Genomic DNA, 20359 nt, shown 5'->3' on the forward strand with positions numbered 1-20359 from the left:
TCTTTTATACTGACATTTTGGACGTATAACGGTCATGGCTTAATTGTTGATGACATTATTTAAAATAATTTTAAGGTTTGAAATGCAGAATTTACTACATTTATATATCCTTAATATAAAACAGAAAGGTATTCAATGGAAGCAAAATTTTCACCGCGCGTAAAGGATGTCATATCGTACAGTAGAGAGGAAGCTTTGAGATTGCGTCACGATTATATAGGAACGGAGCATTTATTGCTCGGATTGATTCGTGAAGGCGATGGTATGGCGATAAAGATCCTTAAAAACATAGGCATTGACACGACAGCACTACGTCAATCTGTGGAGGACGCAGTGAAGGGGGCATCGGTTTCACGCGCTCCTATTGGCAATATGCCATTAACAAAACAGGCTGAAAAAGTTTTGAAGATCACTTATTTGGAAGCTAAAATATTCAAATCGGACATCATCGGAACGGAGCATCTATTATTGGCTATCTTACGAGATGAAGATAATATTGCTTCTCAGATTTTACAACAATACAATGTGACTTACGACATCTTCAAATCTGAAGTTGAGCAAAATAGAACGACCATCAAGGATGAGGCTCCAGGCTCTCCTACCGGCGACGATGATTTTGCTGAGGATGATCAATATATCCAACCTAAAAAAGTTTCGGATATCAAATCCAAAACTCCGGTATTGGACAACTTTGGACGTGATTTGACCAAAGCTGCCGAAGAGGGTAAATTGGATCCTATTGTGGGTCGCGAGAAAGAAATTGAGCGTGTATCTCAAATTTTATCCCGACGCAAGAAGAACAATCCTTTGTTGATCGGTGAACCGGGAGTTGGTAAATCAGCTATTGCGGAGGGACTTGCTCTTCGTATTGTCCAACGCAAGGTCTCGCGTGTACTATTCAATAAGCGTGTAGTCACATTGGATCTGGCTTCATTGGTTGCCGGGACGAAATATCGCGGTCAATTTGAAGAACGTATGAAAGCGGTCATGAATGAGCTGGAGAAATCACCGGATGTCATCTTATTTATCGATGAGATTCACACCATCGTTGGTGCAGGTGGCGCTTCAGGATCGTTAGATGCTTCCAATATGTTCAAACCAGCCTTGGCAAGAGGAGAAATCCAATGTATTGGTGCAACCACATTGGACGAATATCGTCAATACATTGAAAAAGATGGTGCTTTGGACCGTCGTTTCCAACGGGTAACAATTGAGCCGGCAACACATGATGAAACGGTAGAGATATTGAATCGTATCAAGGAGAAATATGAGGATCACCACAATGTGACCTACACTCCCGAAGCGATCGAAGCCTGTGTGTCGTTAACAACACGTTATATTACAGACAGATTCTTACCAGATAAGGCTATTGATGCTTTGGATGAGGCAGGCTCTCGCGTGCACTTAAACAATATTCATGTACCGCAGTCCATTATTGACATTGAAAATAAAATTGAAGAGGTCAAATTGGAAAAGAACAAGGTCGTTCGTAGTCAAAAATACGAAGAGGCCGCCAAATTGCGTGATACGGAGAAAAAATTGATCGAAGAGCTCGAGAAAGAAAAAATCGCTTGGGAAGAAGAGACAAAATCTAAACGCTATACTGTTTCAGAAGAAAATGTTGCTGAAGTAGTGGCCATGATGACAGGTATTCCAGTACAACGTGTTAGTCAAACAGACAGTCAAAAACTGTTGAATATGGCTGAGTTGATGAAGGGAAGAATCATTGGTCAAGATGACGCTGTAGGTAAATTGGTGAAAGCTATTCAACGTACACGTGCGGGCTTGAAGGATCCTAAAAAACCAATCGGGTCATTTATCTTCTTAGGTCCTACTGGGGTTGGTAAAACAGAGTTGGCTAAAGAATTAGCGCGATTTATGTTTGATACAGAAGATGCACTGATCCAAATTGACATGAGCGAATACATGGAGAAATTTGCGGTATCTCGCCTTGTTGGAGCGCCTCCAGGATATGTTGGTTATGAAGAAGGTGGTCAATTGACTGAAAAAGTACGTCGTAAACCTTATGCGGTTGTCTTATTGGATGAGATTGAGAAAGCTCACCCGGATGTATTTAATCTCATGTTACAGGTGTTGGACGAAGGCCAATTGACAGATAGTTTGGGCCGTAAAGTAGATTTCAGAAATACCATAATCATTATGACTTCAAATATTGGGGCACGCCAATTGAAGGAATTTGGTCAGGGTGTTGGTTTCACCACTGCAGCAAAATCACAACAATCTGATGCGCATTCACGTGGAGTTATTGAAACCGCTTTGAAAAGAGCTTTCGCTCCTGAATTTTTGAACCGTATCGATGATGTGATTGTGTTCAACTCATTGACGAAAGAGAATATCTTCAAAATCATTGATATTGAATTAAGGTCATTGTTCAAACGTATCGCTGATTTGGGCTATACCATCAATTTAACCGATGAGGCAAAAGATTTCATCGCAGACAAAGGTTATGACAGTAATTTTGGTGCACGTCCATTAAAACGAGCAATCCAAAAATATCTTGAAGATCCGATTGCAGAAGAGATCCTCAAAGGAAATGTGCAAACAGGTTCAGTTTTGACCGTGAGCATTAATCCTGAAACCAAAGATATTGAGGTTTCTAGCTCAGATTCTAAGTCTTCAAAAGATACAGCTGAGAAGTAAGCTTCAGCTATCTTTAAAAATAATTTCAATAAAATGCACCTTTATGGTGCATTTTTTGTTGTATATAAATTTGGCGTTAAACTTTCGCACTATTTTATCGTCCTATAATAAAAAAATGTCACAAATAACACGAACAATATGAAAAGACTTTTATTAGCAGCATTAATTGGAACCGCAGCCTTGGTTTCATTTTCTTCTTGTAAGAAAGAATACGTTACAAACTATTTACCGGGAGTAACTTTTAATACGAAGGTGGTATCTTCTTCTTGGGGAGTTGATAATACTGGATATTCTTTCTCAAATGAATTGGACTTTCCCGAACTAGATGCAAAATATTTCGACTACGGACATGTGGGAGTAGCTGTATCATTTGATAATGATCCAAATTATTTCATTAACATTCCTTCAGCTATTGGCCCTTACAATTATCGTGTGGAGTATAAAATTGGTAAAGTATATCTCTATGCTGATTATGTGGGTAGCGACAATAAACCAGTCCGTCCGACCAATATGTTAGTAAAAGTAACATTAACGGATGCCGATAACGGTGGAAACTAATAAAAAAAGGTCTTAGAAAATCTCTAAGACCTTTTTTTATATTTAATAACTATCCTTTCAGTAACAACTCCGCATGTTCCAGTGCTGCATCTGTGGGATTGGTACCACTGAGCATCTGAGCAATTTCCTTGACTCTCCCCTCTTGATCTAATCGAACAATATTAGATATGGTTCGATTGGCTTTATCTTCCTTATATACTTTATAATGCGCAGCACCTTTAGCTGCAATTTGGGGCAAATGGGAAATAGCAATAACCTGCATATTCTCCGCTAGACTTTCCATTACCTCCCCCACACGCAACGCTACCTCTCCAGAGATTCCTGTATCGATCTCATCAAAAATAATAGTAGGTAATGCAGAAGTTTTAGCAACTAAGGATTTAATGGCCAACATCACGCGAGAAAGCTCTCCTCCGGATGCAACCTTATGAATGGATTGCAATGCCTGTCCTTTATTGGCCGAAAATAAAAACTGTATTGAATCCATCCCCGATTCCCGCATATCCCCCTCCTTTAATGGTTCAAGATTAATTTGAAGTCGTGCATTCGGCATACCTACATTTGACAAGGTCGCTTGCGCATCCTTTGCGATCATCTCCAGTACCTTTCTTCTGGCTGCTGATAGTTCCTTTGCGTTTTTCTGGGCAATGGCTAATTTAGCCACAACCTCTTTTTCCAATCGCTCCAATTGCTCATCCGAAGAATTTATAGCAAACAGTTTGGATTCAAGATCATCACGTAATTTGATCAGCTCATCAACGGAGTCCACATGATGTTTTTTCTGTAAGGAATACAATAAGCTCAAGCGCTCATTGATTTCCAATAAAGTTCCTTCGTCGATTTGGGTATCCTCCTCAAGTGAGCTCAGCTCTGCTGCGACATCCTTCAGCTCAATCCAAGTGCTCTTTAATCGCGTAGCCAAATCTGCAGCCTCAGGCAGAAATGAAGCAATGCCTTCCACCTGGCTCATCGTCTCTTTTAAACGGCTTAAAACTGCTGTATCTTCGTTTTCCAAAAGATGTGATGCCCCAGTTAGTGCACGCTTGATATCCTCTGCATTTTCCAATTGTCGCTGTTGTACTTCGAGTTGTCCCTGTTCATCTGCTACCAATCGGGCGGCGTCAAGTTCATCAAATTGAAACTGAAAATAATCTTGTTCTATTGCAGCTTTTTTTACCAGATCCTTAAATTCTTCGAGTTCTTTTTTTGCTTTCTTATAAGCGAAGAAGCTCTCTCGATAGCTTTGCTTCAGTCCAAAAGAGCCTGCTACACTATCCACTACCAAAAACTGAAAATCTTCTGTATTAATCTGCAATGTTGCATGTTGAGAATGCACATCAATCAACTGCTCGCCTAAAGCTTTAAGGATAGCCAGGGTGACGGGAGAATCATTAATAAATGCCCGGGATTTACCATCGGGAGATATTTCTCTTCGAATAATCGTGTGGTCCGCGTAATCGAGATCATTTTCCTCAAAAAAACGAAGTAGCTGGTAAGAACCAATTTTAAATTCCCCTTCAATCACACATTTCTTGGTTGGGTCGAAAAAATGCTTGCCCTCTGCTCTATTTCCTAAGATCAACGATAATGCTCCCATGATAATAGATTTACCGGCACCGGTTTCACCGGTAATCATATTCAAACCTTTATCAAATTGGATTTCCAATTCGTTGATGAGCGCATAATTTCTAATATGTAAGGTATCTAGCATATTCTTGAAGGTCTAATTACAGTTTAGAGGAAATACCGTTCCTCAATCGGATCCTATGTTTCATGAACCTTTCTGTAGGTAATTTACCTAAAACTCAGGCGATTTCAATATATTTTATTTAAAAAAAACAGCTACTCTGCTTTAATAACATGCCCACTTTTAATATTCTCAGGCACTAAATACTAAAAATAATATCATTTTTCCAAATTAAAAACTACTATTTTTAGTAAATAGATTTTATTTTTTACAAAAGAATGTTCTCATTTAGCACTATTGACATGAATAAATCCCTATTTTTATGGCATGCAAGATTATAGTGCTACGCTTAAAAAATACATGCCTGAAGAAGCTGCGCCGATTATATCCAACTGGATTAATCATACCCGCTGCTTATTTAAGATCTCTCGTTCAAGGAGTACCAAACTAGGAGATTACCGTGCACCGTTTAAAGGAAGCCCACACCGCATCTCAGTCAACCATGACTTAAATTCCTATTCATTTCTGATTACGACGATCCATGAATTTGCCCATTTACAAACCTGGAACAAACACCAACATCGTGTCAAGCCACATGGTACTGAGTGGAAAAATAATTTCAAGGAACTGATGGAGCCCTTCCTTAAATTGAATATTTTTCCAATCGATATTAGCAGTGCCATTCATCGCTACATGGAAAACCCCGCGGCTTCAAGCTGCACGGACCTTCACCTGTTTCGCACCTTAAAATCATACGATACCGTCAAAACCAGTGCCCTTACGGTGGAATCTTTGGAGGATGGCCATTTCTTTAAACTAAAAAATGGTCGTTCATTTCAACGCATTGAAAAGATAAGAAAACGCTATAAGTGCATGGAATTAAACAGCAAACGCATGTACCTATTCAATCCAATAGCGGAGGTATTTCTGCTAGAACAATGATTTTTGACAAATACATTCATTATATTTTTATCTTTGCTAACTTAGGAAACAATTAAAGAGAGCTTTTATGTTACACTTACACTCGACTATAGCAATTGTATTATTGCTAGCCCTGGTGATATCGATCGTGATCACCCTATCAAACTATTTAGGCAACAAACCGTACAACCGTAAAATTGCTTTATTGGGTTTTATCGCATCGCATATTCAATTATTGGTGGGATTGATCTTATTCTTTTATTTAAAGTATCCATCGATGATCTCTGGCGCCGTAATGAAAGATCCGACATTACGTTTTAAAATCATCGAACACCCATTAACCATGATCATTGCTATTGTATTGATCACAATTGGTTACTCTAAAGCTAAAAAGATTGAAAATGCAAAAAAAGCAAACCAAACGGTTGTTATTTTCTATATCATCGGTTTGATTTTAATTCTTGCTCGTATTCCTTGGTCTACTTGGTCACTTTTCGCGTAGTCTGCGATAATCATACAAGAAAAGGCCTCACGATCGTGAGGCCTTTTTTTGTACCTTGTAGATCATAGAAGCATAACGGGACGGGATCGTCCACGATGAACTGAGTTCGAAAAAAGGATTAAAATAAAAAAGCCCCAGTAAACTGGGGCTTTCAAATATCTTAGTTGACTTTTAATTAGTCACGGTTTTTTCCAAATCCCAAAATTCCGAAAACGGTTTTGAATGCGATAAGTGCACCTACGATCATGGAGATGTTAGCTATCGCGGAAAACAAAAAAGTTTGTTGACCCATTGCCGCACATACATCCGGTACAAAACGGATAAATGTACCTATTAAACCTAAAGCGATCGCTACTACCAATGTTTTGTAGTAATGAGTTTGGTTCGCATTATTATCAGTTGTCTTTGGACCTCTTGGTTGTACAGTTTCTGCCATTTCAATTTCGATTTTATTCGATACAAATGTACAAAATAATCTATGTTAGAAAAATAAAAATGAAAAAAGCGGAAACACAGGGCTTTCATCTCCCAATACTTATAAATTAACTCGGTTTAGCGCGTTTAAAATTCCCTTAAATGGCGCCATACAAACACTTGAAAGTTCTACTCAGCGTCACTTTTACCTACAAAACTATTCAACTCTTTATTCACCTCATCCAGCAACTGTTGCTCTGTCGGTAGATAAAGGTCGTATTGACTTGCAACAATCTGTTTTTGATCTTCAGGAAGCGTAAATTTGACGACCGCGTCGTTTTTACTCGCACATAGCAAGATACCAACCGTCGGATGTTCATGCGGAAGCTTTTCAATACGGTCATAGTAATTGACATACATCTGCAATTGACCAATGTCCTGATACGTTAATTTATGGGTTTTAATTTCAATGATCACAAAACTTTGCAACAAACGGTTGTAAAAGACCAAATCGACAAAAAACTCATCGCCTTCGATATGAATACGTTTTTGTCTAGCGACAAATGAAAAGCCATTCCCTAATTCTAATAAGAACTCTTGAAGATGGGCAATAATGGCGCCCTCAAGATCTTTCTCATAGTAAGCGCTTTCCCGTTTCAAACCCAAAAATTCCAGCACCATCGGATCTTTGATAATCTCCTTCGCATCGGAAGGCATCTTTTCCTTTTTCGCTACAGCCAACACACTTTCCTTATCGTTGCTAAGCAACAGGCGTTCGTATAGATTCGTATTGATCTGCCGCTCAAGCTGCCGGACTGTCCAGTTATTCTTAATGGTCTCGGCGATATAAAACTCACGTTGTTCTTCGCTCCTAAGACTTAAAAGTAGCTTGTATTGGCTCCAGCTCAATTGCGTCCACAGTGTAGACACAATTGGAAATGTGCGATAAAACTGACGGTACCAATTTAACTGTCTAGATGAAAAACCACTTCCAAACTCAGGCTGTAACTCTGCTGAAAGATATTTAATGATGTATTTTCCATAATCAGCTCGATCCTTGCCTTCCTGTTCCTGCTCAAAAATACGTTTGCCTATGTGCCAGTACATTAATGTGCGCTGATGATCGACCGCACGAATCGCATTATCTTTGGACTGCGCAATAATTGCCTTTATATCGGATACTAAAGTTTGATCGGACAACATAATTGTTTATTTTCTTGGTATTACTTCTGTAAGTGAACAATACAAAGATAACTATAAATAATTTAAATACTAAATATTTTAGCAAACAATAATTCCCTATCACATCAGATTTAATTATCCTAGTCTTCAAGAATTATTGGCTAAAATGATTCTTTTCTATACTTTTAAATTTCAGTTCCTTTTTAAAATCAACAGAATAGGAGATACGCGAGAATTTACTTTTATTCTATCATAAAGTTTGGCTAACTTCACTGACAAGAAGAAAAGTAAATGAAAATAGCTGACAATTATTTATCTGGTTTAAAGAAAGCATACTATGACAATGGTAACGAAGAAACCTGGAATCATTTTGAAAAGATTAAACATGGTGCAAGCAAAACAGATATTAAGAAACTTCAAGAAGCTTTTCCAGCAATCCCCCAGGGACTGGTCGATTTGCTCGAATATGTCGATGGGACTTATTGGAGGACTTATGCCGATGAAGAAATTGCCTTTTTCTTTTTGGGGTCTGACTTAAATGAGTATCCTTATTATCTGCTATCATCTAAGGAGATGGTAGATAATCAACATATTGCGCACACCTATTATGCTGACTATATTGACCGAAAATACGATCATGTAGAGATCGACAACAAGATTACTGATAAATCAACGGACTTAAAATGGCTTCATTTTTCCGATTGTATGAATAACGGCGGGACTTCTCAATTATTTGTAGACTTCAGCCCCTCCGGAAAAGGTAAAAAAGGACAAATTGTACGTTTCGTGCATGACCCTGATGAGTTTCGTGTCATAGCGGATAGTTTCGATGCGTATCTCCAGCTACTGATCAATACTGGTTGCAATTTTATTGATGAAGAAAATATGTAATAGTATCGAAATAGTGGTTTTTCCCTAGTTTATAAATGCGATAAAGCTAATTTAAAAAATCTATTGGATGGATTAAAACGTATAAAAAAACCAATGAATGCCTTTAAATTAAGATATCCTATTATATTGATCCATGGTACCGCAGCTGGAGATAGTAGTTTGTTTTGGGGCAGGATCCCCAAGACTTTCAAAAAAAACAATATCTCATTTTTCTATGGCAAAACCGATGGTTGGGGCTCTGTAGCTAACAATGCGCAGATGCTGAAAAGAAATCTGTCAGATCTTGCAGAAAAAACAGGTGTCACTAAATTTAATCTCATCGCGCATTCTAAAGGTGGGATCGACGCCCGCTATTTTATTTCAACTCTAAAAGGCCATCAAATGGTGGCCTCTTTAAGCACATTATCCACGCCACACTTCGGAACACCAATAGCAGATTATCTAATGGAAAAACATCTATCCGGGGATTCTGTCACAAAAAAACTGATCCAACGTATTTCTTTCTTATTTAGAGGGCAATCTCCCGCCCCAATCGAATTAATCCGAGATCTCAGTGTAAAAAAAATGCGTGCTTTCAACCAGCTCAACCCCAATATGGACAATGTATTTTATCAGAGCTTTGCTTCGACTATGAATAAGCCACAGGATGATTTATTGTACGCATTGAGTTTTAAATACCTGACGGGACTGGCAGGTAAAAATGATGGGATGGTCCCATTAGAAAGTGCAGTGTGGGGAGCCAACTTTAAACATATACATGCTTCCCAGGGTATTTCGCATGCTGGTATTACCGATATCACCCGTAACAATATTGGGAATGTACATATACCACAAATCTACTTAGACATTATTAGTGGATTAGGAGCTTTAGGATTATAACGATTAACAAATGTATACGCTATACGCGCTAATTTTTTTGATATGGTTTGGCATCCCAGGCCTATTCATCTATTTAATGTACTGGATTCTAAAAAAATCTGGCCGTAAAAAGTTGGGAACTATCGTCTCGATTGTTTTAATATTGCCTTTTCTTATGCTCACGCTATACCTACTATTTGATGATCTATTATTCTCTAAATCTGATGCAAGACAACTACTCAGCGAACACCATATCACGCTAAACGATGATTTTAAAATTATTTCCAATCAAAGTGGTGGCTTAAGAGATTACACACATCAATTTGAACTATCTATTTCCGAAAAAGACAAACAATCTTTTATCGATCAACGAACTTGGAGTGACAAAATGGATGAAAGAATAGAAGTTCATAGCTCCGCGGTAGACAGATATGAAGGTGACACGCTACGCGCCAATTATCATGACAATGATTCCTATACTTATTCCATGTATCGTCCAAATGGCAAAGGCATCACTCCAACATTTATAAAAATCTGTGTATCCAATCATAAAAACACATTGACATACGAAGAGATCTTAGACTAGTTCAACACAGAACAGGTCAAACCTCCTATCGCTTTACTTTTAAATATGTGCCCCTATATTTTGTTACTTCATACTTCGCAGCAAGTAAAGTATGAAGCAACAAACAGGTTAGCCATTCAACATCTTGACGGCAAGTATATGTTTGCATAACCCTCTTTTTCCCTGATGATTGGTAAACCAATTGCAGGTACATTGATGCTTGTCGCCCTGTATAATGACGGTATGTTGCACACCTGATCCATCCACTCTAGCTTCAATATAATCCGTTGTATTCTTAACAAATTGTACACCTGCTGTCGCAACAAGTTTTTTAGCATTTTTTAGCCTTGGGTTCAATGCCAAGATACGTTCCATCTTAAACGGTAATCGTCTATAATAGTGCTGATGGCTATGCAAATCATAACCAAGCAACCCAATAGAAGACAATGATGCTGATAGCGTGTCCATCGTATCAAAGTCGACATCATGCTCAATTGAAAGCATTGTTGGATCAAATAACTCGTTGGATTTAAGTAATCCGTTGACCGCATGTATCCATTCATCCGGAACGGCCTTAATCATATTTTCCAATACATTACCTTCGCCCGAAAATCCGCGATAACTATCTGGTGACAACGCAAGAGTCAGTCTCATTTTACCAAAGTCGGCAACAAAAGCCACACTTTCACCTCCTTTTTCCTGATAAACAAACAACTTATCTGCGTAAGTCAGCAATCCCTCCAATAAACGCAACCGCTGTAAACCACCAATACGCACCGCATCACCTGTACTTATAGGGGAAAACACAAACCGGTTAGCCCTTTTCGTCAGATAAAATTCCCCCTTCACATTCCCTTTCGGAATGCCCTGAAATAATTGGATAAGCTGAATTTTATTTAATTCAAACTGTAACTCCATACCTGCCAAATATAATTGGACCGAAGTCAGCCCTTTGATCCAACGCGGGGGCAAAGTCACTTTCTTTTCGGTCACTTTAGCCTTATCGGTACTAATGGCAACCTCATTGCTTCCTACTCCCAACACCATCTTTTCGGTTTTCTTGACAGCATTTAACGCATTGAGCATCGGCTCATTGAAATCCACATTGGTTGTACCACTCGTAATAAACTCCCCATCAATAGCATCTTCCAATAAATCCAGGCGTGCATAAACACCATTACAGGAAGAAAAGCCCTCAAAACGAATCTGATTGGTACCAGCAGAAACGATAGGATCCCGTAAACTCGGAGGTACGGGACCAAAACTTGACCGCACTACTTTCGACAAGGTCAACAAACATTTGGATGTCAGTAAAGGATCCGTCAAACTCCCCCAAAAGAAACAAGGTACGTTGGCGATTTCTGCCAATTCCGACTGATGTGCCAATACCAATTGCTGTATGCCCGATTGTTGGGTCAGTTGTGAATTTCTTGCATAGCTAATCGCTAAATCTTGCTCTGCCATATTGTTATTTTCTTATTTTTTTCAAAATGGATTGTAAACTCTTATATATTTCCAGCTTCTCAAAAACCTGTTGAAGATCATCCGGAAAATGATATTGTTCCTTGTTCATCAAATCGTAATAATATTCGACGATTTTCTTAAAATTGGTCGGCATTTTTTCAGCAATGATGTAATGCGCAAAAGCCGCATCCAATAGCTGCAACAAAGCATTGTTATGCTTCGAAGATATATCGCGACATTGCTCCAACACTTCAATACAACGGCCAATCGGACCATACCCATTGCTCAGCAACATTCCCAATTGTTCACCTAATACAGTGGTGTCCAATCTATTTTCGTTAACTGCAGCCAAGATGACTTCAACAGCCATCGCGCGCACCTCCTTCTCTTTATTGAAGAGCGAAGTTGCCAGATATAGATTGGACTGTTGATCAAAACGGAAAAAATCGTACAGCATCTCTTGCAGATAGGCTGCCGAAGACTTTCCACCGATATCGCTTTTGCTATTCAGCCCCATCGTTAAAAACATAGAAAGACTTTCTGTATTCTGTGGCATCAAACTATGCATATAAGGGACATCTGCCCTATATAAATAATAAGACAATAAAACATCGTTCCCACGGTTGAAAATATCTTTGTGATACAAAAAGGTATCCGTTCCTAGCTTGTATGGGGGGAAATGATAGGTGAGCTTATCTCCGTTATATACCTGCTCGGATTTTCTAGTCGTATAGTTATAACCGTTATAATAGGTCGGTTCTATTTTCAAGACCGGACGGAATGGCTGTCCAGCGAAAGGAATATCCGCCAAAGGCTCTTTGTTAAATTCTTCAAAATAGGTATCACGATGATGCGTGCGCGCCACTGTAGCCCATACACCAATCCAATTGAACTGATCGGAATCTTTGGAAGACAATAAATTTCTAACCCAAGATTGCTGCTGAACCTTCATCGGATTCAAACCTAGGGCATAGCTGATCACATCCTGTACCTGCTGTTCCTTTATTTGTTTTATCAGTACTTCAATTCCTTCCAGATCTTCACGGACAGTACGGCTCAGTGCTATAGACAAATCCAATAAATTGATTCTCACTCCTGCTTCCTGGTAAGCCAAAATACGCTTAACGAGAATCGTCGGCGCGATCCAAAATGGTCGATGTGTCGGCAGACTCAAAAGTGGCAGGCGGATACCATCAATCCGATAACGTTGCAATAGCTCCAATTGGCTGCCCATGAGACTGACCCATTTGGAGTAATTGTGATACCGATCCTTATCTTTATATACTACCGTGGGTTTATAATACATATTAATGAAGGTCCCTGAGAAATGATTGTACCAGGAAGATTCGCGATAAGCTCCTGTTAGCTGTTTTATATAAGGCTCCAGCTGGATCTGATAGTCTGAGGGAAAAACAGCTGTCTGTTGCACCCAGGCATTCATTAGGATCTCCACCTGAATGGGGTCGGAACCTCCGATTACCTCCCCTACCTTGAAAAATAACTCGTTCCAGGTCTGTGGATAGTCATAAGCTTCGTTCAGGTAACGAACTTCTGTTGGCTGATAAATATATTGCTCTGAAGATTGACCATTCAGCTCTGCTAGGATTTCGGCTTCAGAATATCCATCCTCTTGCAAAAGATGCTTCAGGTCAACAGCCACTGAACCCATCATTTGGGCTTTATATAACTGAAGCTTACCGGAAAGTTCTTCTGAAGGCTCTGTCTGATTTTTTAAGATGAATTTACTTGCTCTTTCCTGTAACTGTAGGTCCGAAATCATAAATAGATCCGCAGCCAGGGAAACAAATCGCTCCCGCCATTCCGGTTTTTGTTTCAATAGCTTATCAAATTGAATCAAAAGAGTTTTAAGACTTGTCTTAATATCACTCCGCATAAAGATAGGTTCGGCCCAATCTAAAAATTCCTGTAACTGGAAATCACGATGCGCTAAGAATGGTTTTAAATACTCAACCACAAAATTGACCACAGCACTATGCTCAGCATGCAATAAAGGGAAAAACTGTTGCTGATATTCAATAACTGTATTCTCGGAAAGCTTCATCCGCTCAATAAGCTTTCTGAAATAGCTTTTTAGATTATTATTCCAATTTTTGGTTTGAGCTTCGAGCGCTCCAGTGATGATGAGTACCGGATCAATTTTTCCGTTTTCCAACAACGTATCGAACACTCTATCCCATAACAGTTCATTGACTACATTCTGATAGTTATAGTCCCAATACCTACTATGAACGCCCGTTTCATATTCAAATACCAGAGGAATATCCCGCTGGATCGTCAATTCATCTGTTGTCAGCAGCTCAAAAAACTTTTTGGATTCATAATTATTAAACCCAGAAATTGAACTTGCATAAAGCTCCGGTTCAAAATCAACATGCCCCATTCTCTCCAAAAAACGGAGATTGTCGTAATTAATCTGCTGCCACTCATTTTTACGAACTAACTGTAATAAATATCCGCCCAACCAATTGGGCTTCGCATAGGCAAGGATCTGTATCACCTCCTTGCTCCGAGCCTGGTTCAAAAGTTCATAAAAAATATCCCAATTGCCGGCATCGGAGCCGGAAAATGTGGCGAGCGCCAGTAATTTTACTGTACGTTGTTGCTCTTTCGTACCCCGTGTCCCCCAGTTGTACTGCGTCTTATTTTTAAATTCAGGATCTTTGGAGAGATCACTGTAGTCGACCCAATATCGTTTGGCTACACGAATTTCTTTTTTTAAAATTTCCAGGTTGCCACTGGAATATTCTTCCAGAAAAGGGATGATATCTTCCGTCCTTGCCTCTTTAATAAGCAACTTCAGAGCTGCTACCGCTTCTTCTTTTCGCTGGCTGGCAGCCGTTGGCTGTCGAACAGCGGATCCTTTATCCTTGCTGTCTGCATCTACAGCACCATCTTCAGAATAGCCTTTTTTAGTCTTCTCCGCAATTAGTTTTTCAGCATCCTTTAGACAGGCTTCCTCGGAATCAAAGGTTTTACTTTTACTTTGCCCAGCGGTTCCGTTCCGTCCGTAGGTGACTGTATGAGTTGTCCCCGCAGTTTGTATCTCCCAAAATTTATCCGATGTCCCGTCTATGTATTTTAAGTGCTTAAACATTATATCTAAAGTATTATCAATTAATTCGCTTACTGCTTAAATATAATGAAACTAGCGCAAAAAAACGTATCTTGACATTAAATCACAGCCGCATGAAACGTTTATATATCCTATTTAGCTTTGCTTTGTTGTTTTCAGCAACAATGATTGCGAAAGCTGGTCTTTCTCACCATAAAAACTATTCAAGGCAATTGACTGATACGCTTTCTGATAATATCAGAAAGTATATTGCACAATTAGCTATTTCGGATGGCTTTGATAAAAGCTCCATTAAAATAAAAATTGATAGCTGGGGTGAAGTAATTGTCTCAGATAACTGGGGCAAAAATGCAAAATACAGCAAAAGTCATTGGGACGGATATACAAAAACAGACAACGACGGACTTAAAACATCGATAAAACAGGATTTTTCAGGTAATATAGTCGTAAAATATAACGGCGGAAATGAAAAAAAGGTCAGAAAAAACATAAATGGCGATTTTGACATTCCTGATCAAGACAGAGCTCCATCCGCCGCATCCATAAATATTCTCGATAATTTGAAAATCCGCGACAACCTCGGTAACCTAACCACTATTTCAAAAAATATCTTCGGCGGTTTAGATATCCGTGATGCAAATGGCAACCAAACTACTGTATCAAAAAATGTTGTTGGCGATTTAGACATTCGTGACAGCCAAGGAAATAGCAGTCGTGTATCAAAGGATATTTTAGGGAATTTTACAATTGAAAGTAACAATGGTAAACGTACAACCATAAGAACCGACATATTGGGAGATAAAACAATTGAAGATAACAAAGGGACTCGTGTTGCTGTAAGAAAAGATATATTTGGAAATTATGAAGCCAGCGATAACAATGGAAACCGGGCGTCAATTAAAAAGGATATCTTTGGAACGGTAATCATTGATGACCCAAAAGGTATTCTAAATGACGCAGTGAAATTGCAATTGATCCAAGAACTTTCAAAGAACTAAATTTTTCTGGAAATTAGCCTATTTTATAAGTGAATAATCCAACATTACGATGGACCAAAATATTATCGATTTAATTATAGATGATCTTAACAAAAGACATGGATAAAAGCAATTCGTATGCTTTACCCAACGAGGATAACACTTAATTTACCCATGGAAGAAAATAAAAGGATGGCTAACTGAAGCAGATGATAGTACCTTCTTCTGAGGAACCATGAAAAACTCACGAACCTATTTACAAAGGTTTCAACATTCATATAGTTAAAGATTTTCAAAAGAAAATTAAAATCCCTAAAATTGCAGTCTCATTTCAAGAAAATCGGATTCAGCATATTAATGCTACTGATCTTCCAAACGATATTGACGCTACGGAAATAGGCCCTAAAAAGGGAAATAGCGAGTTGAATAAAAATAAAACGATGAAAAAGATTATATTTTTTCTATTACTGATACCTTTTTGGGCGGCTGCTCAAGAGCAAAATATCCAAAACTTTATCGTAAAAGAAAACCTTTCCAAAAATGGAAAATTAGCTGTAGTTGCATTGGATTCACTTGGAAACACCAATGAAAACATCCATGGCAATTACCTATTTACAATCAATGGTTTCTCGCAAGCACTACAATTTCATGAGGGTGTCGCTGTCCCTAATCAGAAAATTGAGTCATCAACATTTGTATTCTTTAGCCATAAGAATCAACAAACTTCCAAAGGTCGCTTATTTTATATCTATAAGAGCGATAGCGGACTCTCTCCTTTTGCCATTAGCGGATTGATGTTTTTGATTATCCCGGCCATTGTATTGGGAATAGCTTACATGTTTAAAAAAGTGATTATGACAGCGATCGCACTGGCTATAGTTTTCTTTTTATTCAACCATTCGCAGGGTTTAGACTTGAGTAAAATTTTCGAATCTATATTTTCAAGTCTCAAAAATCTCATCGGTTAACAACACGATCTCACGGGAAATCACATCAATTGATGCGATCAAAGTACATCATAACAAAACGATTGTACATTAGAACGGCATACCGATTCCAAAATTGTATTGAATAAAATTGTATCTGTCGGGTCTATGGGTTTCATAATATTGTGCCTTAAATTCTTTGGAATCAAAGAAATGCTTGATAACCCATTGATCAGCACCTGAGAATTGTGGATCTTTTAGTTTAAGCCCGGCATCTAAGCGAATCACAAAATAGTCCGAATCGAAACGAAGTCCGAAACCGGTACCGATGGCGACTTGCCCAAGGAATTTATTGAATTTAAACTCCCCACCCGGATTTAGTTCTTCATCCTTCTTCAATCGCCAAACATTTCCCATATCCACAAATGTCGCTCCATTCATCTTTGCGCCCAGGAAGTTATTAAGTAATCTGAATCGATACTCCGCATTCGCTTCCAGCTTAATCTCCCCCAACTGATCCAAATTACGCAGGTTTAAACGCAAATCCTCACTAAGACTCTGCCGGTTATAGGCACCTGGTCCCAAGGTACGCGCCTGCCAAGCGCGTATACCATTCATCCCCCCACTATAAAAGCTCTTTTCAAAAATCAACAGTTTAGAGTTATTACCATAAGGAATCGCTATCCCTGGATTAAAACGGAAGACAAACTGCCTATTTCCACCAAGATTTCGGTATAAACGATAATCGAATTCTGTCTTGGCGTATTGAAGAAAGGGCACACCAAATATTTTTTTCTCACCATCAGCATTCTTGGGCAATTTTGCCAAGGAGCTAATAAGATCCAGCACGTTTCCACTCACGTCCAATGTTCCTCTGAAATATTGAAAATCCTCCTTGCTATTCAATTTCTTGCCATTCAGGATAAAGGTATATTGTGTTCCTAAACCAAAATATTGACGATCGTTGCTACGTACATACAGCTGGTAGCCTTCCTGTACAAGCTTGTTCCGAAAATTGGAATCCAAGCGCCCATCCCGATACTCCAAAACGATAGGCGTAAAACTATGGTACTTATTTTCTGTTTCATACCAAGAGTAATTCAGAGATGTGATAAAATAGCGGTTTGAATAGGTTTTATCTTGATCGAACAACTGCAATGTCATCGAGTAGGTCGTTTTGGGCAAACCAAACTTCCCCCCTGGATTAATATGAAAGGGCACCATCAGACGAGGAATAACCAAATTTACGCCCGCTTGAAAATCGTTATTGAATATTTTACTGGAAAGCCCTCCTGCTAAACGCGGATCAAACAATACACCATAACGTAATTTCACTTCCAATTGCTCCGAACCACCAAAGATATTACGTTGTGAGAATGTATTTCCAATATTAAATCCGCTCATACCCGAACTAAAGGTATACTCCCCCTCTATCTGGTTTCCCATACGAGGTCTTGGAACGAAATCATAGTGCACATCTAGTTTATTGGAATCTTTTTTGACAAACTGCATTTTGACAGAACGAAAACCATTCATCTCGTACAATCGGTCATAGGATTTATTTTCCTCCCGCAAGGAATAGTACTGACCTGAGCGTAAATACATATAACGTTCCAAAGGTTTCCACCTGAAACTATTCGTTTCATCAACAAACAAAAGGCGTTTTGCAGAATCTAGGATACGACGTGGCTCCTTCTTCGACATTGTTCCATAATTCCTTATCGTCATATAAACACTGTCTATTTGATACTTTTTATGTATCGTAGAGTCAGATGGATTTTCGACATTAATTTTCAAGTCGATCAAAGGTCCATCGATGGCTGAATCGACCCCAGCACGCATATATTGCCTTACATAATCGTAATATCCATTGTTACGCATCGAAACATAAAGTTTCTCCCGCTCATCAAGCAACTTTGTGGCATCGTACTGGGTATTGGATTTTACGGAAGTTTTAGGTAGTACCTCCCGTTCAAATATTGCCTTTACATCTTCATCCTCAAATTTTCGATCTATATTTCTAACTTGATAAGGAACACCTTCATCCACTTTAAAATCGATATGTGCTCGCTTTTTGGAAACTGAAATTGCAGGTTCGACCTTAGCTTTAAAGTAACCTTTTGAAAATAGAAAACGCCGGATTTGATTGGCAGACAAATCCACCATTGCCGAATCCAGCAAATGAGGTGGTTCGCCGACATTCCGAATTTTCTTGGTTTTATAGCGTCCATTTTTAGTATTGAACGTATTGTAAATAAATAGATTTACCCTTGAATTAGGTCTTATTTGATTGGAAATATACGTTTCGGATGATTCTTTCAATGCAGGGGTAACACCAGAAATCTGTACTTTTGTAACCAGAGCTTGGTCATCGTCAAGATATTTTGAAGACCGGCATGATGCAAAAAATAACACTAAAAGCGTTATACTTGCAAATCCGATAAAACGAGGATACTTAATCATCAATAAAAATGTTGTCAAAAGCGCAAATCAGTCTAATAACGTCTCTACAAAATAAAAAGTATAGAAAACAACACGGCCTGTTTATCGTTGAGGGTATAAAATCCGTGATGGAATTTATTTCATCAAGTTATGAGGTTGAGTCTATTTTCTACACGGACGACGCCAACACAAAAGTGGGTAAAATCTCGCATAATATAAAATCCCATGAACTAACGGAAACTGAATTCCAAAAGATTAGTGCACTGAAATCGCCACAAGGTATACTCGCTTTGGTCAAACTTCCTTTACAGCAAAAAATTGTACCAAGTAATTTAAAAAATAAGTTTAGCCTTGTACTCGATGATGTGCAGGATCCAGGCAATCTGGGTACCATTATCCGCACGGCGGAGTGGTTTGGAATCGAACATATTATCTGTTCCATTGGGACCGTAGACGCTTACAATCCTAAAGTAGTACAAGCAACTATGGGCTCATTGGCAAGACTGCAGATCCACTATACTGATTTAACTGATTTTATTCCGGCTACTGGATTGAAAGTGTATGGCGCCCTACTTGATGGTCAATCCATTTATCAGACTGTGTGGGCTGATGAGGGGTTAATTGTTATGGGTAACGAAGGAAATGGCATCAGCGACGAAATAATACCTTTGATCGATCAAGCTGTCACTATACCACGCCTAGGGCAAGCCGAATCATTGAATGTAGCCGTAGCAACAACGATCTTCTGTAGTGAGATTTCCAGACAAAAACTGACCTAAAACAGATTCTATTTGATACTTAGAGCTTTTGATGTAATCCGATCCTGTTTCCTTCCAAATCTTCAATCTCTGCGACGGCAAAGCCCAAGTCGGTATGAAAGGTGGCTGGATATAACTCTTTTCCCCCAAGCGCTAGCGCTTTCCCGATTGTATCGATCACATTTTCTACATGGAAATAAATGATTTCCATCAAACTTTTCCCGTTCAAAGGAAAAGTTAAATGTTTGGCTGTAAAACCGAACAGCTCTTTCCATATCCGTTACAGGAATTTCAAAATATATTCCTGGATTTCTATACCCTTCCATATTTAAGCACTGATCTTCATCAAAAATATCAATTTTAATAGAGAAAAAGCCCCGTCGCGTCATTTTTCTATTCGTTCAAAAGATTCGATTAATTTTTGTCAAAAGAAAAAGCTTAATCGCTCCAAAAACTGTA

General features: G+C 38.8%; 17 protein-coding genes and 1 pseudogene. 10 read left to right on the forward strand and 8 right to left on the reverse strand.

Features of this window, described 5'->3' with window-relative positions:
* The first annotated feature begins 135 nt into the window (after positions 1-135).
* Entirely contained in the window at positions 136-2661 is a 2526-nt protein-coding gene (locus GVK91_RS12615; RefSeq protein WP_075991716.1) for an ATP-dependent Clp protease ATP-binding subunit, read from the forward strand.
* Between the two features lie 138 nt (positions 2662-2799).
* The gene (locus tag GVK91_RS12620; RefSeq protein WP_159729157.1) at positions 2800-3219 is read left to right on the forward strand and encodes a hypothetical protein; all 420 of its coding nucleotides are present in this window, start codon (positions 2800-2802) and stop codon (positions 3217-3219) included.
* Between the two features lie 49 nt (positions 3220-3268).
* Here the strand turns inward: GVK91_RS12620 and recN are convergent, their stop codons facing one another.
* Positions 3269-4930 carry a DNA repair protein RecN gene (gene recN / locus GVK91_RS12625; protein WP_153844970.1) on the reverse strand — a complete coding sequence of 554 codons (1662 nt, stop codon included), beginning with the start codon at positions 4928-4930 and terminating at the stop codon, positions 3269-3271.
* A gap of 303 nt (positions 4931-5233) precedes the next feature.
* On the opposite strand from recN, the gene GVK91_RS12630 reads away from it, so the two are divergent.
* Both GVK91_RS12630 and GVK91_RS12635 read left to right on the forward strand, forming a co-directional pair.
* Positions 5234-5848: a sprT domain-containing protein gene (locus GVK91_RS12630; RefSeq protein ID WP_075991714.1), complete on the forward strand. Its 615-nt coding sequence runs from the start codon at positions 5234-5236 to the stop codon at positions 5846-5848.
* 67 nt (positions 5849-5915) lie between these two features.
* Positions 5916-6329, forward strand: coding sequence for a hypothetical protein (locus GVK91_RS12635; protein WP_112374214.1), 414 nt, complete (start codon positions 5916-5918; stop codon positions 6327-6329).
* 175 nt (positions 6330-6504) lie between these two features.
* Here GVK91_RS12635 and GVK91_RS12640 read toward each other — a convergent pair whose 3' ends face one another.
* Together GVK91_RS12640 and GVK91_RS12645 are read right to left on the reverse strand one after the other, a co-directional pair.
* Positions 6505-6765: a hypothetical protein gene (locus GVK91_RS12640; RefSeq protein WP_075991712.1), complete on the reverse strand. Its 261-nt coding sequence runs from the start codon at positions 6763-6765 to the stop codon at positions 6505-6507.
* Between the two features lie 167 nt (positions 6766-6932).
* A complete protein-coding gene (locus GVK91_RS12645) occupies positions 6933-7946 on the reverse strand; it encodes a YhcG family protein (RefSeq protein WP_159729159.1) in 1014 nt (337 codons plus the stop codon).
* Positions 7947-8216: 270 nt separating this feature from the next.
* Here GVK91_RS12645 and GVK91_RS12650 point away from each other — a divergent pair, with 270 nt between their 5' ends.
* The 3 genes from GVK91_RS12650 to GVK91_RS12660 all read left to right on the forward strand — a co-directional run bounded on the left by GVK91_RS12650 (position 8217) and on the right by GVK91_RS12660 (position 10260).
* Positions 8217-8816, forward strand: a complete 600-nt coding sequence (locus tag GVK91_RS12650) for an SMI1/KNR4 family protein (protein WP_153844972.1) — start codon at positions 8217-8219, stop codon at positions 8814-8816.
* Positions 8817-8909: 93 nt separating this feature from the next.
* Positions 8910-9695 carry a triacylglycerol lipase gene (locus tag GVK91_RS12655; protein ID WP_153844973.1) on the forward strand — a complete coding sequence of 262 codons (786 nt, stop codon included), beginning with the start codon at positions 8910-8912 and terminating at the stop codon, positions 9693-9695.
* Between the two features lie 76 nt (positions 9696-9771).
* Positions 9772-10260, forward strand: coding sequence for a hypothetical protein (locus tag GVK91_RS12660; RefSeq protein ID WP_153844974.1), 489 nt, complete (start codon positions 9772-9774; stop codon positions 10258-10260).
* 108 nt (positions 10261-10368) lie between these two features.
* Here GVK91_RS12660 and GVK91_RS12665 read toward each other — a convergent pair whose 3' ends face one another.
* Both GVK91_RS12665 and GVK91_RS12670 read right to left on the reverse strand, forming a co-directional pair.
* Complete coding sequence (locus GVK91_RS12665; protein WP_153844975.1) at positions 10369-11703, reverse strand: SWIM zinc finger family protein; 1335 nt, start codon at positions 11701-11703, stop codon at positions 10369-10371.
* Positions 11704-11707: 4 nt separating this feature from the next.
* A complete protein-coding gene (locus GVK91_RS12670) occupies positions 11708-14818 on the reverse strand; it encodes a DUF6493 family protein (RefSeq protein ID WP_153844976.1) in 3111 nt (1036 codons plus the stop codon).
* A 92-nt stretch (positions 14819-14910) separates the two neighbouring features.
* Between GVK91_RS12670 and GVK91_RS12675 the strand changes: the two genes are divergently transcribed.
* The gene (locus GVK91_RS12675; protein ID WP_159729161.1) at positions 14911-15795 is read left to right on the forward strand and encodes a hypothetical protein; all 885 of its coding nucleotides are present in this window, start codon (positions 14911-14913) and stop codon (positions 15793-15795) included.
* Positions 15796-16214: 419 nt separating this feature from the next.
* Entirely contained in the window at positions 16215-16742 is a 528-nt protein-coding gene (locus tag GVK91_RS12680) for a hypothetical protein (protein ID WP_075991705.1), read from the forward strand.
* A gap of 69 nt (positions 16743-16811) precedes the next feature.
* Here GVK91_RS12680 and GVK91_RS12685 read toward each other — a convergent pair whose 3' ends face one another.
* Entirely contained in the window at positions 16812-19163 is a 2352-nt protein-coding gene (locus tag GVK91_RS12685) for a BamA/TamA family outer membrane protein (RefSeq protein ID WP_153844978.1), read from the reverse strand.
* A gap of 8 nt (positions 19164-19171) precedes the next feature.
* On the opposite strand from GVK91_RS12685, the gene GVK91_RS12690 reads away from it, so the two are divergent.
* Complete coding sequence (locus tag GVK91_RS12690; RefSeq protein ID WP_153844979.1) at positions 19172-19921, forward strand: RNA methyltransferase; 750 nt, start codon at positions 19172-19174, stop codon at positions 19919-19921.
* A 19-nt stretch (positions 19922-19940) separates the two neighbouring features.
* On the opposite strand, the gene GVK91_RS27375 is transcribed toward GVK91_RS12690, so the two are convergent.
* Together GVK91_RS27375 and GVK91_RS27760 are read right to left on the reverse strand one after the other, a co-directional pair.
* Positions 19941-20111, reverse strand: coding sequence for a hypothetical protein (locus tag GVK91_RS27375; protein WP_200845612.1), 171 nt, complete (start codon positions 20109-20111; stop codon positions 19941-19943).
* Positions 20112-20124: 13 nt separating this feature from the next.
* Positions 20125-20289 (reverse strand): annotated as a pseudogene (locus GVK91_RS27760) (hypothetical protein); the annotation flags it as partial.
* Positions 20290-20359: the final 70 nt, after the last annotated feature.

Source organism: Sphingobacterium sp. 18053, assembly GCF_902706145.1.
In the GTDB taxonomy this organism is placed as follows: domain Bacteria; phylum Bacteroidota; class Bacteroidia; order Sphingobacteriales; family Sphingobacteriaceae; genus Sphingobacterium; species Sphingobacterium paramultivorum.